This window comes from Polaribacter septentrionalilitoris, assembly GCF_009832745.1.
Lineage (GTDB): Bacteria > Bacteroidota > Bacteroidia > Flavobacteriales > Flavobacteriaceae > Polaribacter > Polaribacter septentrionalilitoris.
Window position 1 is genome coordinate 254,398 of record NZ_VRMJ01000014.1, and the last position, 24,854, is coordinate 279,251.

Annotated in this window: 21 protein-coding genes; 12 read left to right on the plus strand and 9 right to left on the minus strand. The window is 31.1% G+C overall.

Going from position 1 to position 24,854, the window contains the following annotated elements; all coding sequences use genetic code 11:
* The first annotated feature begins 139 nt into the window (after positions 1-139).
* Positions 140-1,513 carry an MltF family protein gene (locus FP421_RS15285; RefSeq protein ID WP_317163310.1) on the plus strand — a complete coding sequence of 458 codons (1,374 nt, stop codon included), beginning with the start codon at positions 140-142 and terminating at the stop codon, positions 1,511-1,513.
* A gap of 12 nt (positions 1,514-1,525) precedes the next feature.
* On the opposite strand, the gene FP421_RS03235 is transcribed toward FP421_RS15285, so the two are convergent.
* On the minus strand, positions 1,526-2,260 hold the full coding sequence (locus FP421_RS03235) for an arylesterase (protein WP_201288780.1): 735 nt from the start codon (positions 2,258-2,260) through the stop codon (positions 1,526-1,528).
* A 38-nt stretch (positions 2,261-2,298) separates the two neighbouring features.
* On the opposite strand from FP421_RS03235, the gene FP421_RS03240 reads away from it, so the two are divergent.
* On the plus strand, positions 2,299-2,997 hold the full coding sequence (locus tag FP421_RS03240) for an ABC transporter ATP-binding protein (protein WP_159947549.1): 699 nt from the start codon (positions 2,299-2,301) through the stop codon (positions 2,995-2,997).
* 28 nt (positions 2,998-3,025) lie between these two features.
* Positions 3,026-5,518, plus strand: coding sequence for an ABC transporter permease (locus tag FP421_RS03245; RefSeq protein WP_159947881.1), 2,493 nt, complete (start codon positions 3,026-3,028; stop codon positions 5,516-5,518).
* Between the two features lie 82 nt (positions 5,519-5,600).
* Here FP421_RS03245 and FP421_RS03250 read toward each other — a convergent pair whose 3' ends face one another.
* A complete protein-coding gene (locus tag FP421_RS03250; RefSeq protein WP_159947551.1) occupies positions 5,601-6,569 on the minus strand; it encodes a sugar phosphate isomerase/epimerase family protein in 969 nt (322 codons plus the stop codon).
* A 184-nt stretch (positions 6,570-6,753) separates the two neighbouring features.
* On the opposite strand from FP421_RS03250, the gene FP421_RS03255 reads away from it, so the two are divergent.
* Positions 6,754-8,208: a DUF3360 family protein gene (locus tag FP421_RS03255; RefSeq protein WP_159947553.1), complete on the plus strand. Its 1,455-nt coding sequence runs from the start codon at positions 6,754-6,756 to the stop codon at positions 8,206-8,208.
* Positions 8,209-8,283: 75 nt separating this feature from the next.
* Here FP421_RS03255 and FP421_RS03260 read toward each other — a convergent pair whose 3' ends face one another.
* The 5 genes from FP421_RS03260 to FP421_RS03280 all read right to left on the minus strand — a co-directional run bounded on the left by FP421_RS03260 (position 8,284) and on the right by FP421_RS03280 (position 12,263).
* Entirely contained in the window at positions 8,284-8,964 is a 681-nt protein-coding gene (locus tag FP421_RS03260; RefSeq protein WP_159947555.1) for a type 1 glutamine amidotransferase domain-containing protein, read from the minus strand.
* Positions 8,965-9,169: 205 nt separating this feature from the next.
* Positions 9,170-10,330 (minus strand): iron-containing alcohol dehydrogenase, encoded by a 1,161-nt coding sequence (locus FP421_RS03265; RefSeq protein WP_159947557.1) that lies wholly within the window; start codon positions 10,328-10,330, stop codon positions 9,170-9,172.
* Between the two features lie 46 nt (positions 10,331-10,376).
* Complete coding sequence (locus tag FP421_RS03270) at positions 10,377-11,009, minus strand: NAD(P)H-dependent oxidoreductase (protein ID WP_159947559.1); 633 nt, start codon at positions 11,007-11,009, stop codon at positions 10,377-10,379.
* 10 nt (positions 11,010-11,019) lie between these two features.
* Positions 11,020-11,682: an NAD(P)H-binding protein gene (locus tag FP421_RS03275; RefSeq protein ID WP_159947561.1), complete on the minus strand. Its 663-nt coding sequence runs from the start codon at positions 11,680-11,682 to the stop codon at positions 11,020-11,022.
* A gap of 2 nt (positions 11,683-11,684) precedes the next feature.
* On the minus strand, positions 11,685-12,263 hold the full coding sequence (locus FP421_RS03280; RefSeq protein ID WP_159947883.1) for a TetR/AcrR family transcriptional regulator: 579 nt from the start codon (positions 12,261-12,263) through the stop codon (positions 11,685-11,687).
* A gap of 348 nt (positions 12,264-12,611) precedes the next feature.
* Between FP421_RS03280 and FP421_RS03285 the strand changes: the two genes are divergently transcribed.
* Complete coding sequence (locus FP421_RS03285) at positions 12,612-12,788, plus strand: adenylosuccinate synthetase (RefSeq protein ID WP_159947563.1); 177 nt, start codon at positions 12,612-12,614, stop codon at positions 12,786-12,788.
* 2 nt (positions 12,789-12,790) lie between these two features.
* On the opposite strand, the gene FP421_RS03290 is transcribed toward FP421_RS03285, so the two are convergent.
* Positions 12,791-13,015: a hypothetical protein gene (locus tag FP421_RS03290; protein ID WP_159947565.1), complete on the minus strand. Its 225-nt coding sequence runs from the start codon at positions 13,013-13,015 to the stop codon at positions 12,791-12,793.
* 106 nt (positions 13,016-13,121) lie between these two features.
* Here FP421_RS03290 and FP421_RS03295 point away from each other — a divergent pair, with 106 nt between their 5' ends.
* Complete coding sequence (locus tag FP421_RS03295; RefSeq protein WP_159947567.1) at positions 13,122-13,319, plus strand: hypothetical protein; 198 nt, start codon at positions 13,122-13,124, stop codon at positions 13,317-13,319.
* Between the two features lie 623 nt (positions 13,320-13,942).
* Entirely contained in the window at positions 13,943-17,731 is a 3,789-nt protein-coding gene (locus FP421_RS15090) for a YecA family protein (RefSeq protein ID WP_201288781.1), read from the plus strand.
* 900 nt (positions 17,732-18,631) lie between these two features.
* Here FP421_RS15090 and FP421_RS03305 read toward each other — a convergent pair.
* Positions 18,632-19,444, minus strand: coding sequence for an RDD family protein (locus tag FP421_RS03305; protein WP_159947569.1), 813 nt, complete (start codon positions 19,442-19,444; stop codon positions 18,632-18,634).
* Positions 19,445-19,466: 22 nt separating this feature from the next.
* On the opposite strand from FP421_RS03305, the gene FP421_RS03310 reads away from it, so the two are divergent.
* From FP421_RS03310 to FP421_RS03330, 5 genes are all read left to right on the plus strand, one after another.
* Positions 19,467-20,432 carry a stage II sporulation protein M gene (locus tag FP421_RS03310; RefSeq protein WP_159947571.1) on the plus strand — a complete coding sequence of 322 codons (966 nt, stop codon included), beginning with the start codon at positions 19,467-19,469 and terminating at the stop codon, positions 20,430-20,432.
* On the plus strand, positions 20,432-21,148 hold the full coding sequence (locus FP421_RS03315; protein ID WP_159947573.1) for a DUF4129 domain-containing protein: 717 nt from the start codon (positions 20,432-20,434) through the stop codon (positions 21,146-21,148). The genes FP421_RS03310 and FP421_RS03315 overlap by 1 nt, the downstream gene beginning before the upstream one ends.
* Positions 21,145-22,359 carry a DUF4350 domain-containing protein gene (locus FP421_RS03320; protein ID WP_159947575.1) on the plus strand — a complete coding sequence of 405 codons (1,215 nt, stop codon included), beginning with the start codon at positions 21,145-21,147 and terminating at the stop codon, positions 22,357-22,359. The genes FP421_RS03315 and FP421_RS03320 overlap by 4 nt, the downstream gene beginning before the upstream one ends.
* Before the next feature lie 3 nt (positions 22,360-22,362).
* A complete protein-coding gene (locus FP421_RS03325) occupies positions 22,363-23,385 on the plus strand; it encodes an AAA family ATPase (protein ID WP_159947577.1) in 1,023 nt (340 codons plus the stop codon).
* A gap of 101 nt (positions 23,386-23,486) precedes the next feature.
* Positions 23,487-24,821, plus strand: a complete 1,335-nt coding sequence (locus FP421_RS03330) for a DUF58 domain-containing protein (RefSeq protein ID WP_236548011.1) — start codon at positions 23,487-23,489, stop codon at positions 24,819-24,821.
* The last annotated feature ends 33 nt before the right edge of the window (positions 24,822-24,854 follow it).

Below are 24,854 nucleotides of genomic sequence, written 5' to 3' on the forward strand. Positions count from 1 at the left end.
TTCATATCCATAATAAATCACTTATATTTAGATGTTTATGATTCATAAAAAAAAGATATTATTCTTACTTTTCTTATTCACATTGTTCTTTATTTCTTGTAAAAAGGAAAACACTACAAAAACGAATAACTCCTCAATATTGACAAATTCTATTGTAGCTAACTCAGTAGATAGAGATTTAGAGGATATAAAAAAAGATGGTGTTTTAAGAGCTTTAGTGGTCTATAGTAGTACCAGTTACTTCCTATACAAGGGGCAACCCATGGGATTTGAATATGAGATTTTACAACGATTGGCAAAGCATTTAAATTTAAAGTTAGAAATTGTAATTTCTGATGATTTAGATGCTGAATTTGAAGTATTGAATAGAGGTGATGTAGATATTATTGCTCATGGAATGACCATTACCAATCAACGAAAATGGGAAGTAGATTTTACCGAATATTTATACTTAACCAAACAAGTTTTGGTGCAAAAAAAACCAGATAATTTTAGAACTATCTCTTGGAGTGCTTTACAAAAACAACTAATTGATGATCCTATGGATTTGATAGGAGATACTGTTTCTATCAGAAAAAACTCTGCTTACCATGAAAGAATTGAAAGTTTATCAAACGAATTAGGTGGAACCATTTATATTGACACTTTAGATAGCAAACTCTCTACAGGTGAAATTATTGATATGGTGGTAAATGGAGAAATTAAATATACTATTGCAGACGAAAATCTTGCTAAAATTAATGCTTCTACCAATCCTATATTAAAGATTGATGTGCCTATTTCTTTTTCCCAACGAATTGCATGGGTTACTAGAAAAAAGTCAAAAAACTTAACAAACGTTGTTAATCAATGGATATTAAAACAACGTAAAACCACAGATTATTTTGTTATTTATAATAAGTATTTTAAAAACAAACGTTTCTACAGACGTCGTGTAAAGAGTGATTATTATAGCTTAACCAACAATCAAATTAGTCAGTTTGATGATTTAATTAAAAAATTCAATAAAGTACTAGGTTGGGACTGGAGGTTACTAGCTGCACAAATTTATCAAGAGTCAAGATTCGATCCAAAAGCTAAATCTTGGGCAGGTGCAAAAGGATTGATGCAAGTAATGCCTGCAACTGCGAAAGAATTAGGTATTGAAGATGTTACAGATCCCATAGAAAGTTTACGAGGAGGAACAACGTATTTAAATCAGATTTTTGAGCGTTTTTCTGATGTTACAGATACTATCAATAGAACAAAATTTACATTAGCAGCATTTAATTGTGGCTATGGTCATGTTAGAGATGCACAATTGTTGGCAGAAGCCAATAATTTAAACCCAATGATTTGGGAAAATAACGTTGAAAAAATGTTGTTGGCTTTGCGTTTTCCTAAAAATTACAATAAAGATTTTATCAAGTATGGATACGTTAGAGGCTATGAACCTGTAACTTATGTTAGACAAATCTACGAACGTTATCAGCACTATAAAAAGTTTATTACTGAGAAAGAAAATGAGTTATAAGCAAAACACTTGCTACAAAATTCCTTGCAATACTTTCCAAACATTTTCTGCCAATAGTTGATGTCCTTTTGCAGTAGGATGAATTCCATCAGATTGATTTAACGCTGCTATTCCACCAACATTTTCGAGTAAAAACGGAATCAAATACACATCATTTTTTTTAGCAAGAGTAGGAAATATCGCTTTAAATTCAGCAGTATACTCTTGTCCCATATTAGGTGGAATTTGCATACCCGCTAACACAATTTTTGTAGATGGATATTTTTGTTGCACAGCATCTATAATCGCCTGTAAATTTTTTGTTGTTTCCTTTAGTGGTACACCTCGTAAACCATCATTTGCACCCAATTCTAATACAAAAATGGAAGGTTTTTCTTGCAATACCCAATCAATTCTATTTTTACCTCCAGAAGTTGTTTCTCCACTTACTCCAGAATTTACAACAGTATAGGGTAACTCTAAAGAATCAATCTTTTGTTGAATAATGGCTGGAAAAGCACTACTAGTATCATCTAAACCATAACCAGCTGTCAAACTATCACCAAAAAATACAATTTTTTGAATACTGTCAGTTTCTTGTTTTTGAGAAGCTGCTGTTTTCTTAGGTTCATCTTGTTGGCTAGTTTTTGTAGCACTATCAGTTTTACAGGAAAATAGTGCAATCACAAATGAAAAATAACATAATTTTAAGAAAATATTTCTAGCAATCGTGTGATAATTGGGCATCAAATGTTTATTTTTCATCATAACTTTTTTATAGGTAAGAATAATTTTAAATTCAGTAAATGTCAAAGATATTAAAGATTAACGATTTAGAGAAAACCTACACAAGTGGTTCTAAAAACTTAACAGTAATCAGTAATATTTCTTTTGAAGTAGAGCAGGGGAGTATTTTTTCTATAGTTGGTCCTTCAGGTAGTGGTAAAACAACTCTACTAGGGTTGTGTGCTGGTTTAGACTACCCAACATCTGGAACAGTAGAATTGTGCGGAACTGCATTACAAGATTTAAATGAAGACAAACGTGCTGAATTAAGAAATAAAGAAGTAGGATTTATTTTTCAAAACTTTCAACTATTACCCACACTAACAGCTTTAGAAAATGTTATTGTTCCTCTAGAGTTACAAGGCGAAAAAAACGCTACTAAAATAGGAACAGAATTGTTGACAAAAGTAGGTTTGCAAGACCGTCTATATCATTATCCTTCTCAATTATCTGGTGGAGAGCAGCAGAGAGTAGCTTTGGCAAGAGCATTTTCTAACAAACCTTCTATTTTATTTGCAGATGAACCTACAGGAAATTTAGATGAAGAAACAGGCGAGAAAGTCATTCAACTGCTTTTTGAACTCAACAAAGAAGCAGGGACTACCTTAGTAATTATCACTCACGATTTAGATTTAGCCAATAGAACCCAACAAATTTTACGATTAAAAGGAGGAAAGATTATTGCAAACGAAAAATTAGTTTCCGAACATGAGCAATAGAAAGATCAACTTGCCTTGGTTGTTAAAAATGGCATGGAGAGATGGTAAAGCCAGCATTTCTAGGTTAATGCTATTTATGGCATCTATTATCTTAGGAATAGCAGCTGTAGTTTCTATTCAGTTGTTTAGCGCTAATTTAAAAGACAACATCAAAAAGCAATCAAAATCTTTGATGGGGGCAGATTTTATTATTGATAGTAGAAACAAACCTTCTAAAAAAGTACAAGCCATTATCGATTCTTTACAACCTGCTGCTAATGAAGTCAATTTTGTTTCTATGGCTGCTTTTCCTAAGAATGATGGTACAAAATTAGTAAAAGTACGTGCCATAAAAGGAAACTTTCCTTTTTATGGAAAATTGGCTACAGCGCCACTTACAGCAGCAGCCCAATATCAAAAAAAGGGCGGAGCGTTGGTAGATGCTACTTTGTTATTGCAATACAATTTAAAACCTGGTGATTCTATTAAATTAGGGAAAGTTATATTTCCGATTACTGGGAGTCTAAAATCCATTCCTGGTACTACAGCTATTTCTTCTTCTATAGCACCTACTGTATTAATTCCGTATCGATTTTTAGAGCAAACCCAATTGATTCAATTGGGTAGCAGAAAAGAATATCAGTATTTCTTTAAAGCTCCAAATATGGATTTAGAGGTATTAGATCAAAAGATAGATCCTATTTTAGATGATAATAATGCGGATTTAGATACGCATACAAGTACAAGTAGACGTTTAGGAAGAAGATATGACAATGTAGGGAGATTCCTCAATTTAGTCGCGTTTATTGCCTTATTATTGGGTTGTGTTGGTATTGCAAGCTCTGTACATATTTATATCAAAGAGAAATTAAAAAACGTTGCCGTTTTAAAATGTTTGGGGGTTTCTAGAAAGCAATCTTTTTTAATCTACTTGTTACAAATCATCGGAATTGGTTTGGTAGGAGGAATAATTGGAGCTGGTATAGGAACTGCTTTACAATTTGCATTTCCATACATCTTACAAGATTTTCTACCTTTTGATGTAGTGGTCTCTATTACACTACAACCTATTTTTATGGGGATAGTTTTAGGAATCTTTATGTCTGTACTTTTTGCACTATTGCCTTTGTTAGGGACTTGGTATGTGTCTCCATTAGAGGTGTTAAGAACCTCTGAAGAAAATGCACAAAAACCAAGAAAAGCAAGAATATTCACCTTGTTAGCAATTGTGTTGTTTGTGTTTTTATTTTCCTTTTGGATGTTAAAAAGTGCTGTAAATGGTTTTGCATTTACTATCGGAATAGTAATTACATTTGCAATTATGGCTGGAGTTTCTAGCCTTTTTATGAAACTTATCAAAAAATGGTTTCCTACTAATTGGAGTTTTACAAAACGACAAAGTATCTTGAATTTATATCGTCCAAATAACCAAACCATGGTGTTGGTTTTGGCTATTGGTCTGGGTACTTTTTTAATAAGCACGTTATATTTTACAAAAGACATTTTGTTAGCTAAAACATCACTTGAAAATAAAAAAAATGATGCGAATATCATTTTAATGGATGTGCAAAGCCAACAAGAAACAGCTCTTTTACAAAGTTTTAAAAGTAAAGGTTTAGAAGTGATTGATAACATCCCTATAATTACCATGAGAATGCACAGTATTCGTGGAAAATCGGTAAATGATATCAGGAAAGATACAACTATACAAATGCGTAAATGGATGCTAAATCGTGAGTTTCGAGTAACGTATAGAGATGTATTGTCAGATACAGAAGAACTAATGTCAGGCAATTGGACAGGTACTGTAGAAAAAGGCAAGCCTATATCTATTTCTGTGGCAGATAATGTAGCTAGAGATGCCAACTTAAAAGTAGGAGATGAAATTGTATTCAACATACAAGGGGTTTTAATGAAAACCATTGTGGGCAGCATTCGAAAAGTAGATTGGGGCAGTATGAAAGTCAATTTTTCTATTGTATTTCCAAAAGGTGTTTTAGAAAATGCGCCAAAATTTAATGTCATTACTACGTATGTAGCTAACAAAGAAAGTTCTGCGGTATTGCAAAGAGATTTGGTTCAAAACTTTCCAAGTGTTACCATTTTAGATTTACGCCAGGTATTTACCATTGTAGAAGATATTATTGATAAAGTTTCATGGATTATCAACTTCATGGCATTTTTTAGCATCATTACAGGCTTAATTGTACTGATAGGTTCTGTTAGAAACAGTAAATACCAACGTATTAAAGAATCGGTTTTATTGAGAACTTTAGGGGCAAAAAGCAAACAGATTTATCAAATTACCGCTTACGAGTATATTTTCTTAGGCCTTTTAGGAAGTTTTATCGGAATCTTATTGTCTTTAGTAAGCAGCCAATTGCTAGCGGTATTTTTATTTAAAGAACCTTTTGTGCCTTCAATAATTCCTTTTTTAGTACTTGTACCCGGTATTACTTTTTTAGTGTTTATTATCGGATTAAGTAATCTTAACACTGTTTTAAAAAGTCCGCCTTTAGAAGTATTAAGAAAAGAAATGTAATACTTTTTTAGACTATTGATTTTTTATTTTATAGGTTTAGTATTACACAATTTTATCACAACTTATTGAATAAAAAAGTTATTTAAATAGAATTTTTCCACATTTCACGAACATAATTCAAATCTTTTTGGATACGTAATAGGACCTCTTTTTTTGTGATATTAATCTTCTTTTTTCCTTTTTCAGCGCCACCTAAATCATGTTCTACATGAAGTGATACTGGTACATGTATTTGATACTTTTTTAATAAAGAAAAATAGCGTTTAAAATTAACCATTCCTTCACCCATAGGCACACTAATTGGTTTCCATTTCCCTTTAACTTTTCCCCATTTAAAATCTTTGATAACTATAGAATTGATAAAGGGTTTTATACGTTTAAGCCCCAATTCCCAACTTTCTCCACCTTCAACAACTGCATGTCTAATATCATACTGACTACCTATAAATTTTCCTTTAGTAGCTCCTAGAATTGGTAACAAATCCCAAATAGGAGCACCAACATTTTTACCTGTATGGTTTTGATATCCTCCAATAATACCTAATTTTTTATTTAAAATCTCCAATTCTTTAGCTTGTTTACCAAACAAAGCCTGACTTTCTATAATGGATTTATCTTCTGGGTATTTTAACCAATTGGTTCTATAATGTGTAAAGCCTAAATTACTTGCGGTTTCTAATACATTTTTATTTACTAAACTATGAGCATCCCAAACATTAGTCGTCATCATTGTAGTTGCAAGTCCGTGTTTTTTCATGGCACTTTCTGCTTTTGGTAAATCATTAGACACATTTTTTGGCAATACATGTCCTTTTCTACGAACTGTTAAATCTAAACCATCAAAGCCCATTGTTGCTGCTGCTAAAGACATCTCATTATAATCTAGAAATTGTAAATGTTTAGAAAATAAATGTATCTCTAATTGTTTTGGTGAGTTATCTGCAGTTTTCAGCAACTCATTTCTAAAAGAGAATAAAGGCATACTTGCAATACCCAATACAGATAGTTTTGCAAACTTTCTTCTAGAGATATCAGTTGCTTTTTTGCTCATCAATTGTTTTTTTAATTGTAGTTTGTATGTTTAAAAATATAATTTCTTTTATGAAATATTTTATCAATAATTAAATTTTTTAACAATGTAAGAAAAACAATCTCAAAAAAATGATAATTCTCATAAATAGGAGTTTATTTAGAGAGTATATTTGACCATTCTAAAAAGATAGTATATTTATAAAATGAAAGAAATCGACCAGAATCACTACAAAAAGAACCGTAAAAAATCGAGTGAATTTGATAAAAGAGAAGAGTATTTAGAGCATGAGTTGCTTAGTATGAAATTTAGAAGATGGAAAGTTCACTTACCTTTTAGAGATTTTCATATTGAATTTGAAGATTTAGTACCTGCAGTGGCAGCAACAATCGGAAAAGTTGTAATGGTTACTGCTATGGTGGCAGCATTTGCTGTTCAATTTGGTTTATCTCCAGAATTTGTTGCAGAGAATGTACGTTATGAATTGTTAATTGCAGGAGGTATTTTTGTCCTTATTTTTTCAGCAATTTTAAATCCTAGAGCCAATTTAGCAGGTACGCATGGCCCTATGATTCCTCTAATTCCAATTATCGCTGCTGCTGGAGGACACCCACTGGCATTAGGAATTTTAATTGGGGTATTTGGCCTTATTTTAAGCATTACCAAAGGAGGGTCTAAATTAATGGAACTCACTGGAGTTGGGGTTCGTGGCGGACTTCTAATTTATTTAGGTGCTGTAGGTCTTATAGGTCAAATCACAAAATTTGAATTATGGGCAGCAGCCGAAAATGCAAGCACAGTTTCTTTTGTTGTGATCGGAATCACTGTTTTTGTTTATGCGTATTTGGCAAGAATTAAAAAACGTTGGTTGGCCATACCTTTATGTTCTGCCATTGCAGGAATAACAGCTTATGCCATGGGAGCTGGTTTCGAATTTACTACAGAACCTGGCTTGCCTCATTTTAATCCATTGTGGTGGTGGGGAGAAAATACAGGATGGAAACTAGGATGGCCTGATTTTGGACATTATATTGCAGTTATTCCTTTTGCCATTTTAGCTGTTGCCATGTGGTCTCCTGATTATTTAGGTCACCGTGTTTTTCAAGAAATGAACTATCCTAAAAAAGCAAAAGATGTATTAATGGATGTAGATGACACCATGACCGTTTCTTCAATAAGACAGGTTGTTGGTGCCTTTTTAGGTGGTGGTAACATTGCTTCTTCTTGGGGTACCTATATGATTCCTGCAGCGATTGCAAAAAGACCTATTCCTGGAGGAGCCATACTTACAGCATTGCTATGTATTTTGGCTTCTGTTTTTGGGTATCCAATGGATTTAGCCATGTGGGAACCCGTTTTAAGAATCGCCTTAATAGTAGGAGTATTTTTACCATTACTTGAAGCAGGAATGCAAATGGTAAAAAAACAAAACGATTCTTTAAGTGCAGGGACATGTATTTTTGCCTGTGCATTTGTCAATCCTGTATTTGGATGGGCATTAACGATGTTATTAGATAACTTAGGATTGATTGGAGATCGTGAAAGAGCAAAAAAATTAACCCTAAAAGAAAGGTTAATTATTCCAGGTATTATGTTTTTAATTTGTATCACTGCATTAGCATTGGTAGGACAACTTCCAGGAATTCCTGGAGTAGTTTAAAAACAATATTGTATAGATAAAAAAAGCTCATTAATTAGATTAATGAGCTTTTTAAATTTTAGGGGTTAAATCTTATTATTTTTCTAGTTTTTTTAATAGTAATTTAGCTACTAATTCAGAAGATGCAGGGTTTTGACCTGTAATTAATAAGCCATCTTCTAGTGCATATGGAGCCCAATCTTCTTTTTTAGAATAGATTCCTCCATTTTCAGTAAGCATATCTTCTACTAAAAAAGGAACAACATCTGTAAGTCCCACAGCAGCTTCTTCACTATTTGTAAAACCTGTTACATTTTTACCTTTTACCAAAGGGTTTCCGTCGGATTTTTTAACACTTTTTAATGCTGCTGGAGCATGACATACAAAAGCTACAGGTTTGTTTTCATTATAAAAACGTTCTATCAATGAAATAGATGTTTTATCTTCTGCTAAATCCCACAAAGGTCCATGTCCTCCTGGATAAAAAACAGCATCAAAATCATCTGTATTCATATCAGCTAATTTTTTTGTATTTGCAATTCTTTCTTTAGCTTCTGTATCATTATTAAAACGATCTGTATCTTTAGTTGCAGCATCTGGTGAGTCACTACTTGGGTCTATTGGTGCAGCACCTCCATTTGGTGTAGCAATTGTAATTTCTGTTCCTTTATCTAATAGTGTATAATATGGGTTTGCAAATTCTTCTACCCAAAAACCTGTTTTTTTTCCTGTATCCCCTAATTTATCATGAGATGTTAATACAAATAATATTTTCATTTTTTTAAATTTTTATGTCTTCAAACTTATGTCTTGAAGCGAATTTATTTTTAATACTTAATTTTGCATGGTATGAGGCTGTCTGAAAAGTATTAAAATTTGTCATTTCGACTGCAATTTAGAAATCTTATTTACTGATAATTAAATACATATATTTTTCTACTTCGCTCAAAATGACATCCAAACCTACTTTTCAGACAGTCTGTTAATATGCCATTTCTACAATTTTTTCAACCTTTTCTGGTGATAAAGACTGATGCTCTCCTAATGCTAACCAACCACGATCAGTGAAACGTTTTGCGATTTCTTTTGCTGTTCCTTCGTAATCTGAAGTATAATCAGATAGTTTGGTATCAATTCCTAAAGATTTAAAAAATGCCGTTGTTTTTTTGATAGCTGCTTGGGCTTTATCATCAACATTACCTTCAGTAATATTCCAAACACGTTCTCCATATTGTGCTAATTTATCTTTCTTAGTTTCAAAATTATGTTTGTAATGACTTTCGGTAATGATGGCTAACGTTCTAGCATGATCTATACCGTATAAAGCAGTTAATTCGTGACCTATAGCGTGAATAGCCCAATCTGTAGGAACTCCTTTTTGAATTAATCCGTTTAAGGCCATTGTGCAACTCCACATAAAATTAGAAGCCGCCTTATAATCGAATTCATCGTTAAGAATTGTTGGTGCAATTTCAATCAACGTTTGTAAAATACTTTCAGCAAAACGATCTTGCAATTTTGCATCTACAGAGTAGGTCATGTATTGTTCTAAAACATGAGTAAAAGCATCTGCCAAACCATTAGCCAATTGACGTTGAGGAATTGATTTTACAACCTCAGGATCTAAAATCGAAAATTGTGGAAATAAGCCTGGACCTCCCATAGCTAACTTTTCTTTGGTTTCTTTACGGGTAATTACAGCACCAGAATTCATCTCAGAACCTGTTGCTGGTAGGGTCAACACAGTTCCAAATAGCATTCCTTTTTCAGTTCTAATGTTCTTTTGTAAAATATCCCAAGGAGTTTTTCCTTCATACACGGCAGCAGCAGACAAAAATTTAGTTCCGTCAATTACAGAACCACCACCAACAGCTAGTAAATAGGTGATATTTTTAGTTTTAATTACTTCTAAAGCTTCTAATAAAGTTGCATACTCAGGATTTGCAGGAATTCCTCCAAACTCAATAACATCAATATTAGCTAATGCTTCTTTTACTTGGTTATAAATTCCGTTTTTTTTAATACTTCCTCCACCATAGAGCAATAATACTTTTGCATCTGCAGGTATTTCTTCATTTATTTTTTTAATAGTATCCTTACCAAAAATGATTTTAGTAGGATTTTTGAATTCAAAATTGTTCATAATTTTTTTAAATTATTAATAGTTTAGTGTTAAGTTAGAGCAGTTGTTATTCTACAACAGTTACTAATTTATCCATAGGTTTTCTAACCTTTACAAGGTCTACCAACCAATCTTCATCCGCTTTTCTATATCCAATAGGTAACAACACTGCACTACGTAAACCTTTTTCACGTAATCCTAATATTTTATCTACAGCTTCTGGATCAAAACCTTCAAGAGGTGTTGCATCTACACCTTCGTAAGCCGCTGCTATAATGGCTTGTGAAAATGCAATGTATGCTTGTTTGGCAGCATGATTAAAGTTTTCTTCAGCATCTTTTTGAGGGTATGAATTTAATAACATTTGACGGTAGTTTTCCCAACCTTCATTTTTAAACCCACGAATCTCGTTTGTTAAATCGAACATATAGTTAATTCTATCTTCTGTATAGGTATCCCAAGCAGCAAAAACAAGCAGGTGAGAACAGTCTGTAATCACAGATTGATTCCAAGCTATGGGTCTAATTTGTTCTTTAATCTCTTGATTTTTAACTACAATAATTTCAAAAGGTTGCAAACCACTTGAGGTTGGAGCTAAACGTGCAGCTTCTAAAATACGATCCACTTTTTCTTCAGATACTTTTTCTCCATTCATTGCTTTTGCAGCATATCTCCAATTTAATTTATCTAATAATTCCATATTTATCTTATTAATTTTTAGTTGTAATTTCTTTTATTTTTTCTGATGTTATTATTTGTTTTTCAAACTTAGAATTTGCCAATTGTATCATGGCTTGTGCAATATCTTCCGCTTCTGTAATGCGATATTTTTTGAAACTTCCAAAAAATAACGGTTGTAGTAATTGAAGTACTATCAATCCTATTTTTTCTCCTATTCGTGTTTCTTTTCTGTGACCACCAATAATAGAGGGTTGTAAAATGTGTGTTTTTTTAATTTCTTCTAATAGCACCGCTTGTTCCATTTCTCCTTTAACTTTATTATAGAAAATAGGACTATTGGCATTGGCTCCTAATGAAGAAATAACTAAATATGATGGAATTTTATTAGCCTTTGCTAATTTTGCAGCAGTAACCGGAATTCCAAAATCAATTTTTTTATAGCGTTGTTTGTCTGGTGTTTTTTTTGCGGTTGTACCAATACAACAAAATACTTCATCTGCTGTAAAATCTTTTTTAAACTGTTCTAATGCTATAATATCTCCAATAAATTGTTCTACTTTTTGCGGCAAACCATCAATTGGTTTTCTAGAAAATAGTTTAATTGATTTGTATCGATGATCATTTAGTAGTTTCTCTAAAAGAATTGAACCAGTTAAACCAGTTGCACCCAAAATTATTGCTGTTTTGTTCATGATTAAAGTTTAATACTATCCCATGCTGTTACAAATGCTTCCTGTATATTTTTTTTAGTCATTTCAAATTCTCCTTGCTTTTGCATCATCATTAAAAATGATAAAGGATTGATAGAATACGCATATAAAATATGATCAGAAAAAGGTTTTATAACCGCTTCTTTACGTCCGCGTTCCCACAAATCGAGTAGGGGTTGTAAGTGTTTAATTCCTTCTTTTCTACTTGGTTCATCAATCATAGGTGTGTTGTTGCATTGATTTAAAAAAAAAGAATATTCGCACTCAGTAGTATTAAATTTGGCTATGCGTTTCCAGATATATTCAAAACCTACGCTTACAGAAGAATTTTCATCATAAGAATCAAATACAAAATCGGTGTATTTTGTTTTTAGCTCTAGATAGGTTTGATTGACCAAATCTTGTTTGTTTTCGAAGTATAAATAGATTGTAGCAGGAGATACATTTGCCATTTTTGCAATTTTACTCATAGGTGTAGCATGAAAACCATTATTGTTTACCAATGCTATAGTTGCTTTTACAAGCGCATTTCTTTTGTCTATACTTTTTTGAAGTTTCACTATTATTTTATTTGAGAGTACAAAGATACAATTAAAAATGAATGTTCATTCTTTTTTAAGAAAACTTTAATAATGTAATAATAGAGGTGTTTACAAAATAAATTACTGATTTATAAAATAAGGTATTTGTCTTTAGATATAAAAACGAATTATATTTAGCACTAAATAATGGAGATTTCAATCTAGATTAGGTTTTCAAATCTACAGTTTTTGGTTCAAGTTGTACTAATTTATCTATAAGCGTAGGGAAGTAGCTCTAATACAAGTCCATTATTTATTTTAAATATATTTTTCTTAATTCTTCTTTATTTATGTAACTTACAGTAAATCATTCATTAAAAAAATACAACGATGCGTAATTTATACCAAATACTTAGGATTCAGTTGCCTATAGGAACGCCTAACCCAGATGACAATACCCCATTAGATCTATCAGATCCCTTTGAGGTTATTGTTTTTATTGTATTACCTATTGTGGCAGTTATTTTATACTTGCTATGGAAAAGGCAAAAAAACAACAAAAAATAAGTTTACTTTTCTTTACCTGGGTCTGTATCTAATTCGATATTTTCTATAGGTGCTTTCTCGGTAGTTTTTGTATCTGTCGTATCAGAATGTCTATCGTTTGTTAAGGGTCTACCAATTCTACTAACAGGAATGTCTAAATTTTCTTTAGCACTTTCAGGTTCGTTTTTACGTTTCTTTATTGGTTTTCCATTGTTTTGGTCTGTGGATACATTTTTGTAATCTTTCATGGTGTGTTTTTTAATATTATTATTAAATATGCGTTGTTTTAAACTTCCTCTAAGTTACACATAGCCATTTGTAAGCTTAACTCAAAACATTAAAATTTTAATGCTTATGCGGAAAATTATCCTTGTTTTTTCTGTAACCTATAAAAAAAGCTACACATTTAACGGACAAGAACCCATTAGACAAGATATTTTTAAATGTTTAGACAATAGACCAAGTATTTTAAGAGCACGTGAAATTGGAGATAGAATACTATCAAAGATGAAAAAATACGTAGATATCTTTATTACAGGAATGGTTGGGTAATTTTTTGCTGTTTTTACAACAATAATTCCATTAGCTTGCAACTCTTAACGGATGCTGATGCAATTGACATTGCGTCCTGATGCAATAAAAACTTCCTTCAGAACTAAAAAAAAGCTAAATACTATATTTATGTATTATAATTTTTTCTCAAATATTAAAATCCTAAAGTTATTTAACCATAATTTAGTTCACGTCATTCTTATTGTTTTTTATTTGAGTTCATGAATACTTCGTATTTCTTTTAACATAATAGCTGTCGATATAAACCTAAAGGTATTATATCTGATATTATGATTAAATAGCCTGAAAAACGGCTATACAGAAATTACTATATAGATGTACTATAATGTTTTGCGTTATGTAACTTGAGCTTTGGCTAAAAGCGAAAGTTGTAACTACAGTTTCTTGAAAAATTTGTTATCAAAAGTTTCTTCTGCAATGTTAATGGAACACTTTTTATGCGACGACGTAGGAGGGAAGCGTAATGTGTGTGGAATGGTTATAAATTAATAAAGACTCAATAGTTTACGGTTTTCCCTTACATAGATTCCTACAATATTTCGTAAATTTAAACTCTCCCTTTTTAGCTAATATAGCTCTTGAAAAATCATACATAAATTATTATGGGAAATAAAATTGGACGCAATGAAAAATACCCTTGTGGTAGTGGAAAAAAATACAAAAAATGTTGTATTGGTAAGATGAAATATAAAAAATCAGTACAAGCGGTTAAGACACACCCATTATCAAAATTTAATGTGCAATTTTTGATTGATAATATTAGTTCAAGTTCGCTACTACCAAGTAATTATGGTAAAAATATAAGGCTAGAACTATTAATACGTGAGAGTTTAATTTATGGACAAAAAGATAAAGGGTCTCATGATATTAATGAATTAAAAAAAGTCCTTAAGAGTAATTATTCTCATCACCACCTTGAAGATCCACCAATAAATATATTCACTAATATCATTACTTTTTATGGAGGAGATTATTTAATCCTACCAGGTATTTCTGATGGAGGTGAATTTATTTTAGCTAATATATTAGGAGCAATTTTTCATACAAAGAATGAATTACCAGAAGTTTTCAAAAAACTTGTTTTTCAAATTAGTCTTTTAACTCTAAATATTTCTGACAAAGTATTAAAAGATGTGGGACTAGAGAGGTATTTAGAGGCAGAAACGCTAAATGAAGAAATAAATTTAGTTAAAGCTAAAAATCAAGAAAAATATGTTAGTGCAATTAGTCTTACCTATGATGAATTGGAAATTTTATGTAAAGAACTCCATGTTAAAAGTGACATTATTAAGCTTTTAGTTTTAGAAGAAGATGATAATTTAAAAAATGACGATTACAATACAAATCCAATTATTGCAAAGCCAATAATTGAAGTGGATGATGGCTATAAAATAATATCAGCAAGTAATTTACATGTTGCTCTTTTGCATGTCATATTAGAAATCGCTAATTCTCATAAATGTATAAATGAGTTGGTCAAAATTTACACATCAATACTGTGGAATAATGTTAATGTACATCTAGGACATGCTAGATACAAATTGTTAAGTGATTTCAAAAAACCAGATAACAATGGAGTAAATATTTATGAAGAATACTACAGAATTGATAAAGACAAAATTGCTTATGTAAGTTTGGAATTTGATGATGGAAGCAATTACAATATTTTGCATCCCTTTGCGTCTAGAGGTGAATTTGATTCTGTGAAATTAGATAAACATAAAGATGGTGTAATAAAGAAGCTAATAGAACAATATCCAGAAGACAAAATATTATCTATTAAGATTCTTGCAGGACTTGGTAGAGAGTACTTCAGAGCATATAAGAAGCATGATAAGATTAGTGAGGTAGTTTTACCTGCTTATTATTTTGATGTTATAATGAACTCAAGAAACTATGAAACACTAGATTTTTGGAATTATACTCAAACTAAAGAGGATTTTACTTCCACAACACAACTCGCTCCATTTACAGATGAGATTAACCTATACGCGATGTATAAGGATTTGAATGATTCATTCTACATAAATGATAACCAAAGACCAAATTTTATGATGGTTGATGTGGGTTATTCACGCAAATATATTTATAATTCTTATGTAAATGAAGACAGGCATTCTATACCTAGAGAAGACGAAAGTGGTAAATTATATAATGTGCTTTCTATTAAAATAGAGGGAGAAAACAATTTATATTTTTCTCTTGGTGATATAGGCAATAGACTTACAAAAGCTATTACAGGATACAAGCAACCTATTTGGGTAGAATCGCTTGAAGACATATCTAAAATTCCAAATGATTATAAAGGAATTTATATTGAATTTCTTGACGCTATTTGCTACTGGATTTGGCAAATAACAGATTACTTGGCACCTACTTTAAGCTCAATAGGTTCTGATCCAATAACAATAAATTTTGGATTCAAGGAAAAATCAAAATTTCATGAGATAGAATTTAAATTTGATAGGGAAGAAGGTGTAGAAGATGATTTTGAAATTACTGTTAATGATAATATTATCAATATTATAATCCCACATAAAATTCTACCATATTTATATGGAGATGACAATTTAGGTGAACAAATATTGATTAGAAAAATTTTAGATGGTTTTAATGAATTAGCTAATAATAAATTAGGGAAATCTATTTTGACTCCAGAGTTGATTAATAAAATAATTGAGAACGTAGTTAATATCCCACATAAGAAAAAGATATATCTTTTGAATACTAATAACAATCTACTGTTAGACCCAAGAGGAACTTCAAAAGTAAGATACTTACAAGAATACAATGTAAATAAAAGACTTGATGAACTATTACCAAAGCTTATTGAAGCTAAAATCATTGATGATAAAACTGAAATTATAGATGATAAAAACAGTTTTATAAAGAAAATGTCGTCTAAAGTATTTCTTCCAGACCTAATAAATGAAATTGAAAAATACGATAGCCATTTTCTATTAGAGCATTTCATTAGATTAAATGAATCTCTAATATATAAAAGGAATAAGCAAATATTAAATACTCCTACAATGATTGCTTGCTTTATAAGTAAGGAAAAACAAACAGAAAACTTAAACGAAGTATTTCAAGATATTGATAGAACTACATTGTCTATTAGATGTTTAATTGAACATATAGCTGCATGTCCAGGAAAAGGTAAGCTCATACCAAGCCAGGAAAATATAGATAATTTACTAGCTATGATGGATCAAATAATTAATTGGGGAATGATTGGTGATCAAGTAAATTATGATTTGTTTGAAATAAAAATAGATGTCTTAAAATCTGGAAGAATTGGTACAGATAAGATTTTATCAGAACAAGTATTCAAACCTTATAGTTTGTCAAAGTCAAGTGAAAACGTTAATGATGCAATAAAAAATTATAATAATAATTATGCTGACTTGCCAGAAGATGATGGAACAGATGTTTTTACAAAAAAAACAGAAGAAGCATTTAAAGATGAGTATGGTGTTACTTTAACTCAACTAATTCAATTCACTCAAGCATTGAGTGGTATTTGTTTTTTCAAGGACCCAGGATGTTCTATTTTTTATGAAGACGAATTAATTACAGAAATCATAAAGATATTGCCAGAAATAAGTAAAGAGGAAGTAATTGCACTATTAAATCATTTTTCTTTAAGTAAAAGGAAGCACATTATGGAACTTCCTGAAGGAATGGAAACATATGATATTTTTCCTTGGAGATTTAATCGAAGATTATCGCTAAATCAAAAACCTCTTGTGAAAGTTTATGATGTAGCAAAGAAGAAAAACAAATATTACGTTGGACCACGACAGTTAATAAAATCAGGAAAGTTTTTACTTTATTTGTTTTATTCAGGAAAGTTAAGAGCTAAACCTGAAGGTAAATTAATAAAAGTTATAGGCAGGAATTTAGAAAAAAAAGGAGAGGATTTTACAAATGAAGTCTTTGAGTTTTTTAATGATAAGAGTGAAAATTCTTTGATTGATAAAGAAGTTGAAATAAATACTAAATCTCAATTAAAGCATTCAAAAGATATTGGCGATATTGATGTTTTAGTAATTAATAAAGAATTAAAAAAAATCTATTTACTTGAATGCAAGAATACTGAAGCTGCAAAAAATGTTAAGCAATTAGTAGTAGAAGTAAATAACTTATTTGGAAGTGAATCAAAGAAAGGTTGGATAAAAAAGCATAAGGAAAGGTATGAATGGGTTATAGCGAATAAAGATTTGCTTGGAGTAAAATATAAAATTGATTTAAAAGAGTTTGATGTTATTCCAATTATATTAACATCGGAACAATTAGCAACGGAATTCCTTAAAAAGGAAGAATTGCCTTTTAAATTAGTAAGTTTTTATAATGTTAATGATAAATTATTCAGTGCTTTTGAAGATTAATATTATTATGTAAAATAGAACCTCGATGTTTAACTTGGCCTCATAAAATTTTGGTCAAAACAATAGGTGAAATGAGCGTACATATTTTAGGGGTTTAGTAATACAGTTTCTTAAGAGTTCTAATTACACAAGGGATTTCAAAACAATATTAACCAGTTACAATATTTCCTAAAATATAGCGAATGAGCCGTTAATTGTTTCCAAAATTATATGTAAGTCTTGATTTTTTTGTTTCTTTTTTCATCAAGGAAAAAAAGAAAATAATAAATGATTAACAGTAACAATGTTTATTATCTATTTAACATATTATTTTAAAGAATTAATCCAGTGGATAAATTTTTAAAATAGCCAAATCCACGATTTAATTAACTTTCAGGATTATTCTCTATTTAACATAATAAAGTTGACATAACAAAAAAAAGGTTAATTCTAATTTCCAAATAGAACAAGTGCATAGAATTTTATTTTTACTCACTTATTTATTAATTCTTAAGATTTTAAAGGAGTTCGTGAATCTCCTAAAAAGTCGATTTCATAAAATTTATGCTCTTGTGGCGAGTTTACTAAAATGGTCTTGAAAAAAAATAGTAACGGATTATTATAGAATAACAAAGTTTTGAACAAACTATAAATGTTAGCTTTTTTAGCGGCTGTAAGCGTTGGAAAATTGTGTTTAAAAAAATTACTGCGTATTTTACATAATGGAGAATTATAGCTATCAAATAAATCGAGAAGTTAAATAGCCGTAATTTCTTTTAACATAATTGTTCACGATATGATTCTAAAGAAGTCATATCTACAATTATGTATAAATAGCCTGAAAAACGGCTATACAGAAATTATTATATAGATGTACTATAATTTATATTATGTAAAATAGAATATTTTGTAACATCAACCTTACATGTCTTGTGTATAATAATTATAATCCTTTAATACAGTATCTATAAATTCGATATCACTCTTGTGTATGGATTTAATTTCGGTTACTTCCAAGATTTTACTTCTTAGTTTAATGAGCGTTTTAAAGTCGTTAAACTTTTTAGCAGAATAAAACGTGTCTTTAATAATTCTAGCATCATTATCAGACAACCGAATTACATTAGGATAAGTTGGTTGGTATGTAGTATCCAATTCTTCTAAAATAGTTTCAGAGAATTTAACATCGTCTTTGGTATAAATCACGATAGTATTGGCAATAATATCACCAAATCGTTGATTCTTGTTGGTGAATAAAATCAAGAAGAAACCAATCATTTTACCAAATAAAAACAAAACAACAAACAACATCACTTGGTTGTCCATGCCTAAAGAAGCAATATAGACATACAATAAAATAAACAAATTAAAGTCCACAATACGCAAAAACCAACGAATCACATAGTCTGTAATTGAGGGCTTAAATCCGTCTTCGTTGACCACTTTTAAATGCAAAAGTCGCTTGCCTACAGTTTGTCCGTCCATTAAAATCTCAGTGTATAACGAATAAAATGTAATGGGTAAGAAAATCAAGATATCCAGCGCACGCAAGGTCCAACCATCTGTATGCTCAATGCCTTCAAACAATTTAAAGTTTAAAAAATAAAGTGCAAAATAGTAATACGCAAACTTTAAAACGTTGTCTATCAAGAATGCCAACAAGCGTTGACCAACATTAGCCAGCGTAAAATTGATATTCACATTTTGTGCAGTTTTTATTTGGAGTCTTTTCATACAATATGTACATTCGCTACGAATGAGAGAGGTCGCTTTTATAAAGCAAAATAAAGAAAAATGGCTTGAATTTGAACAAGTAATTTCAAATAAAAAGAAAAAAAGTCCTGACGACATAGCCAACCTGCATATTAAAATCATGAATGATTTGGTATATGCGAAAACCTATTATCCTAAAAGTAAGGTAACTAGCTATCTCAATAAATTGGCAAAATCGAGTTTCGACAAAGTCTACCATTCCAAAAGAAGAGAGCAAAATGTTATTGCCTACTTCTTTTTAGACAAAGTACCCCTACTCGCCTACCAATACAGAAAATTCCTGTATCTCTCTTTTGCCATCTTTTTTGCTTTTTTTCTCATCGGATTATTATCAACCTTCAACGAAGAATCTTTTGCACGTCAAATCTTAGGAAATAGATACATAGATCAAACCTTAGAAAATATAGAAAGTGGTGATGCTATGGCAGTTTATAAAGGCGGTACCAATTGGGGTAGTTTTATTGGCATTTACAACAATAACCAACGTGTGGGACTCAATATGTTTCTATCTGGCATATTTCTAGGCATTGGCACAGGGTTTTATGTAGCATACAATGCAATTATGGTAGCTGTGTTTCAAGCTTTTTTCTATCAACAAAACACCTTGTTTGATAGCCTAAAAGGCATCTGGATTCATGGTACTTACGAAATCTTTGCTTTGATTATCGAAGCAGCAGCTGGCTATATTATTGGCGCAAGTATTTTATTTCCTGGTGCTTTAAAGCGTATGGAATCCTTTACACGCGGTATGAAAGCAGCCTTTTATATCTTTATAAGTACCATTCCGTTTACCTTAGCAGCAGCCTTTTTAGAAGGCTACATCACTAGGTATTCCAATACCATGCCTACTATTATATGTTTTGCCATTATTGGTTTGTCATTGTTTACCATCAGTTATTATTATTTAGTCTTACCGTTTAAAGTAGCGACCAAACACAATCTACGCTAATGAAAAGACTGCTACTAATATTCCTTTTGTGTAGTCTGTCTAGTTTTGGACAATTCATGCAAGAATACGACTCTGTTCCTATTGGAACCTACCAATCTCATACAGATTCTAAACCTGTTGAATACATCACACAAAGGGAGTTCAACGACAATTTACAAGAAAAATACAGCGATAAAGACTTTCAATATCAAGAACTTGAAGAAGAAAAAGAGGAATCTCCAGAAGAACCCATAGATACTTCTTTTTTAGGGCCACTCTTTATGTTTATAGGAAAAGTGTTTCCATTTATCTTAGGTATTATTATTGTAGTTATTATTTTAAAAGCATTTTTAGGCAAAGAAATTGGTTTTTGGAACTTACAAAAATCGGGTAAAAAAGTAGCCAAAAAACTGATTTATGAAGAGGAAGACATTCACGAATCTGATTTTGAAGCCTTATTACAACGTGCCATCCAGAATAAAGAATACAGGTTGGCCATCCGTTATTATTATTTATCGGTATTAAAATTACTCTCAGACAAAAAGCTGATTGAATATCATAAAGACAAAACCAACTCAGAATATTTATTTGAGTTAGCAGACAAAGAAACCAGAAGTCAGTTTTCTTACCTTTCTTATGTCTTTACCTATGTATGGTATGGTGAGTTTCCAGTGGATGAGAAAGCTTTTAAAGTAGCAGAACACAAGTATCAATCTTTTAAAAAATCTTTAAAATGAGGATACTTAGATTCATAAAATATACACCTCTCCTACTCATTGGCCTACTTTTAAGTTGTAACAAAACTGATTGGAATGAGAATTATAAAGAAAAACAAAAATCACCTTTTGGGAATTATGTTATCTATAATGAAGCAGCTAATTTATTAGACGGACAAAAAGTAGAGCTGCTTGAGAAGCACATTTATGATCATCTCTTGTTTTATATCTATGATGATGTGGTGGATGAGAAAAAGAACTATGTCATCATCAAATCATCCAATTACAAAAGAACCAATCAAGGTAAAAAACAACTGTTAGACTTTGTATATAAAGGAAATACTGCCTTTTTGGCTTTGAATAGCTTTAGCGATTCGTTACAAATAAAACTGGGATTTACTAACAACAACCTAGACAAGAAGGTTCGTAATATTCATCGTTTAAAAGAACTCAAAGGGACCTTTTACTTAAAAAATGATGCATTTCAAAAAACGAAATTCACGTTTGATAGAAACATCAGAAGAAATTACTTTTTACAATATAATGACACCATAACCACAGTGCTAGGAACCATTGAAGTTGGTGGTGAACAAGTCCCCAATTTTATTAAAATAGCGCACGGAAAAGGGAGTGTTTTGTTACATACACAGCCTATTGCCTTTACCAATTACAACTTATTAAATGGTAATGAAGCCTATGCTGCCAATGTGTTTTCCTACATTCCTAACAACCCTACTTTGTGGGATCCATTGATACGATCTAGTAAATATGATGACAGACTTGATGAAGAGCAACCTTCTATTTTTAGTTTCTTCTTAGCACATCAAACCCTTACTTGGTTTTTACTAGTATCTCTAGCAGGGGTAATATTGTTTATGGTGTTCAATGCCAGAAGAAAACAAAGACCTATTCCGGTTATAGAACCGCTAAAAAATTCAACGGTAGAATTTACCCAAACCATTGCCAATTTATACTTAAAAGAACAAGATCATAAGAATTTGGTAGATAAAAAAATAGCCTATTTCTTAGAAAAAGTAAGAAGTAAGTACTTGTTAAACACCACAAACTTAAACAAAGACTTTATTGATAAATTAGCAGCAAAGTCAGGAAACGATATTAACCGAACAAAATACTTGATCAATACCATCATCTTACTGAACAAAAAAACAGAATGTACAGAAGAAGAATTATTAGTATTGCATAAAATGATTAAAAATTTCTTTAACACATAATCCATGGAAACACCAAACACAGAAGACAATAAAGCACATATAGAAAATCCAGAGAACTTATCTTTTGAAAGCAGGTTGGATTTGTCTGAACTACAAGAATGTATTTTTAACATTAAAAAAGAGTTGCAAAACGTCATTGTAGGTCAGAAAGAAATGATGGATTTACTATTGGTAGCCCTACTTTCTAATGGTCATGCTTTGATAGAAGGTGTTCCTGGAGTGGCAAAAACCATTACTGCAAAACTATTGTCAAAAACCATTGCCGTAGATTTTAGTCGAATTCAGTTTACACCAGACTTAATGCCTTCAGACATTTTAGGAACCTCTGTATTTAATGTAAAAACCTCTGATTTCGAGTTTAAAAAAGGTCCTATTTTCTCGAACATGGTTTTAATTGATGAAATCAACAGAGCACCAGCCAAAACACAAGCCGCATTGTTTGAAGTGATGGAAGAAAAACAAATCACCATAGATGGGAATACCTATAAAATGAATGAACCTTTTGTAGTATTGGCAACACAAAACCCTATAGAACAGGAAGGAACCTATAGACTTCCAGAGGCGCAATTAGATCGTTTTTTATTCAAGATTAATGTTGATTATCCAAATGCAGAAGAAGAATTAGACATCATTCTAAAAGAACAAGCTTTAGAAGATACCACAAAAGATAGTAAAGTAGCAACGCTTATTTCTGGAGAAAAAATTGTGGAGTTTAGAAAACTAGTCAAACAAATTAGTATCGAGAAGAACTTGCTGCAATACATTGCCAATATTGTGGTGAATACACGTTCTAATTCCTTTTTATATTTAGGCGCTTCACCAAGAGCAAGTATCGCTATTTTAAATGCATCAAAAGCTTTTGCTGCTATTGAGGGTAGAGATTTTGTAACACCAGAAGACATCAAAAAAGCAACGATTCCTGTTTTACAACACAGAGTTATTGTAACACCAGAAAGAGAAATGGAAGGATTGACCAGCAAACAAATTATTGAACAAATTATTGAAGCGGTAGAAATTCCGAGATAGATTTTAGGGATTAGATATTAGATATTAGGGATTAGGAATTAGGGAATAGTTGACTGTTATGATCTTTAAAAGCCAAAACATACAAACCAAAAACCAGTAGATTGAAACATTTATACAACACTTTATTTTTAAACAATCGTTTTTTCTATTTTTTAGGAGGAATTGCGTTGTTATTTGTGGTTGGTTTCTTTATTCCTGTTTTCTTTACAATAGCTAAAGTGTTACTATTTATTTTAGGTTTGCTTACAGTAATTGATATTGTTGTGTTATACCTCACCAAAAATGCCATCCAAATTGTAAGGACCATTCCTGAGCGTTTGTCTAATGGTGATGCAAATCAAATATCATTACATTTAAAAAGTGAGTATCAATTTCCTGCTCATTTATCTATTATTGAGGAATTACCTTATCAATTCCAAAAAAGAGATTTTATTTTTAAACAAGTTTTACCAGTAAATGGAGAAAAAACAATTCATTACGATGTAACTCCTACAGAAAGAGGTGTGTATCTTTTTGGGAACATCAATGTGTATGCTTCTACTCCACTACAATTAAGTACAAAAAAATACGTTTTAGGCACTCCAAAAGAAATCAAATGTTATCCTTCTTTTTTAAAGTTGAGAGATTTTGATTTTAAAGCATTTACGAATGATTCGGTTACTTACGGTACTAAAAAAATAAGAAGAATTGGCCATTCGTTAGAATTCGAACAAATTAAAGAATACGTTTCTGGTGATGATATTAGAACCTTAAACTGGAAAGCTACAGCAAAACGCAACCAGTTGATGGTGAATCAATATGTAGAAGAAAAATCGCAACCAGTGTATGCGATTATTGATAAAGGTCGAGCAATGCAACTCCATTTTAACAACTTAAGTTTGTTAGATTATGCCATTAATGCAACATTAGCGGTAAGTAGTGCTGTGTTACGAAAACAAGACAAAGCAGGAATGCTTACGTTTTCTAAAAAACTAGAAGATTGGGTAGTTGCAGAAAGTAGGAATTCGCAGATGAGTTTAATCTCAGAAGCATTACACAACATTTCTACCGATTTTGCAGAATCAGATTTTAGTGCATTGTATGCGGTTGTAAAACGAAAAATTACCCATCGAAGTTTATTAATTCTATATACTAATTTTGAAACCTTAGATGGTTTAAATAGACAATTGTCTTATTTAAGAGCATTAGCTAAAAATCATCTGGTATTGATTGTTTTCTTTAAAAATACGCAGTTAGATGCTTTAATTCATAATGACAAAGAAACCATTGAAGGGGTTTATGATAGCATTATTGCAGAGAAATTCTTGTATGAAAAAAAGAGTATTGTTAGAGAATTGAAAAAATACGGAATTCAGTCTGTGTTAACCACACCAGCCAATTTAACAGGTGACACCATCAATAAATATTTAGAACTAAAATCTAGAGGACTTTTTTAATTATTCTCTTATTTTTGTTAAATGATAAATTAA

What these genes read in the sequence shown, in the direction of transcription:
- FP421_RS03235 (WP_201288780.1), bottom strand. Translation starts at nt 2,260, where the DNA reads ATGATGAAAAATAAACATTTGATGCCCAATTATCACACGATTGCTAGA.
- FP421_RS03240 (WP_159947549.1), top strand. Translation starts at nt 2,299, where the DNA reads ATGTCAAAGATATTAAAGATTAACGATTTAGAGAAAACCTACACAAGT.
- FP421_RS03245 (WP_159947881.1), top strand. Translation starts at nt 3,026, where the DNA reads ATGGCATGGAGAGATGGTAAAGCCAGCATTTCTAGGTTAATGCTATTT.
- FP421_RS03250 (WP_159947551.1), bottom strand. Translation starts at nt 6,569, where the DNA reads ATGAGCAAAAAAGCAACTGATATCTCTAGAAGAAAGTTTGCAAAACTA.
- FP421_RS03255 (WP_159947553.1), top strand. Translation starts at nt 6,754, where the DNA reads ATGAAAGAAATCGACCAGAATCACTACAAAAAGAACCGTAAAAAATCG.
- FP421_RS03260 (WP_159947555.1), bottom strand. Translation starts at nt 8,964, where the DNA reads ATGAAAATATTATTTGTATTAACATCTCATGATAAATTAGGGGATACA.
- FP421_RS03265 (WP_159947557.1), bottom strand. Translation starts at nt 10,330, where the DNA reads ATGAACAATTTTGAATTCAAAAATCCTACTAAAATCATTTTTGGTAAG.
- FP421_RS03270 (WP_159947559.1), bottom strand. Translation starts at nt 11,009, where the DNA reads ATGGAATTATTAGATAAATTAAATTGGAGATATGCTGCAAAAGCAATG.
- FP421_RS03275 (WP_159947561.1), bottom strand. Translation starts at nt 11,682, where the DNA reads ATGAACAAAACAGCAATAATTTTGGGTGCAACTGGTTTAACTGGTTCA.
- FP421_RS03285 (WP_159947563.1), top strand. Translation starts at nt 12,612, where the DNA reads ATGCGTAATTTATACCAAATACTTAGGATTCAGTTGCCTATAGGAACG.
- FP421_RS03290 (WP_159947565.1), bottom strand. Translation starts at nt 13,015, where the DNA reads ATGAAAGATTACAAAAATGTATCCACAGACCAAAACAATGGAAAACCA.
- FP421_RS03295 (WP_159947567.1), top strand. Translation starts at nt 13,122, where the DNA reads ATGCGGAAAATTATCCTTGTTTTTTCTGTAACCTATAAAAAAAGCTAC.
- FP421_RS15090 (WP_201288781.1), top strand. Translation starts at nt 13,943, where the DNA reads ATGGGAAATAAAATTGGACGCAATGAAAAATACCCTTGTGGTAGTGGA.
- FP421_RS03305 (WP_159947569.1), bottom strand. Translation starts at nt 19,444, where the DNA reads ATGAAAAGACTCCAAATAAAAACTGCACAAAATGTGAATATCAATTTT.
- FP421_RS03310 (WP_159947571.1), top strand. Translation starts at nt 19,467, where the DNA reads ATGAGAGAGGTCGCTTTTATAAAGCAAAATAAAGAAAAATGGCTTGAA.
- FP421_RS03315 (WP_159947573.1), top strand. Translation starts at nt 20,432, where the DNA reads ATGAAAAGACTGCTACTAATATTCCTTTTGTGTAGTCTGTCTAGTTTT.
- FP421_RS03320 (WP_159947575.1), top strand. Translation starts at nt 21,145, where the DNA reads ATGAGGATACTTAGATTCATAAAATATACACCTCTCCTACTCATTGGC.
- FP421_RS03325 (WP_159947577.1), top strand. Translation starts at nt 22,363, where the DNA reads ATGGAAACACCAAACACAGAAGACAATAAAGCACATATAGAAAATCCA.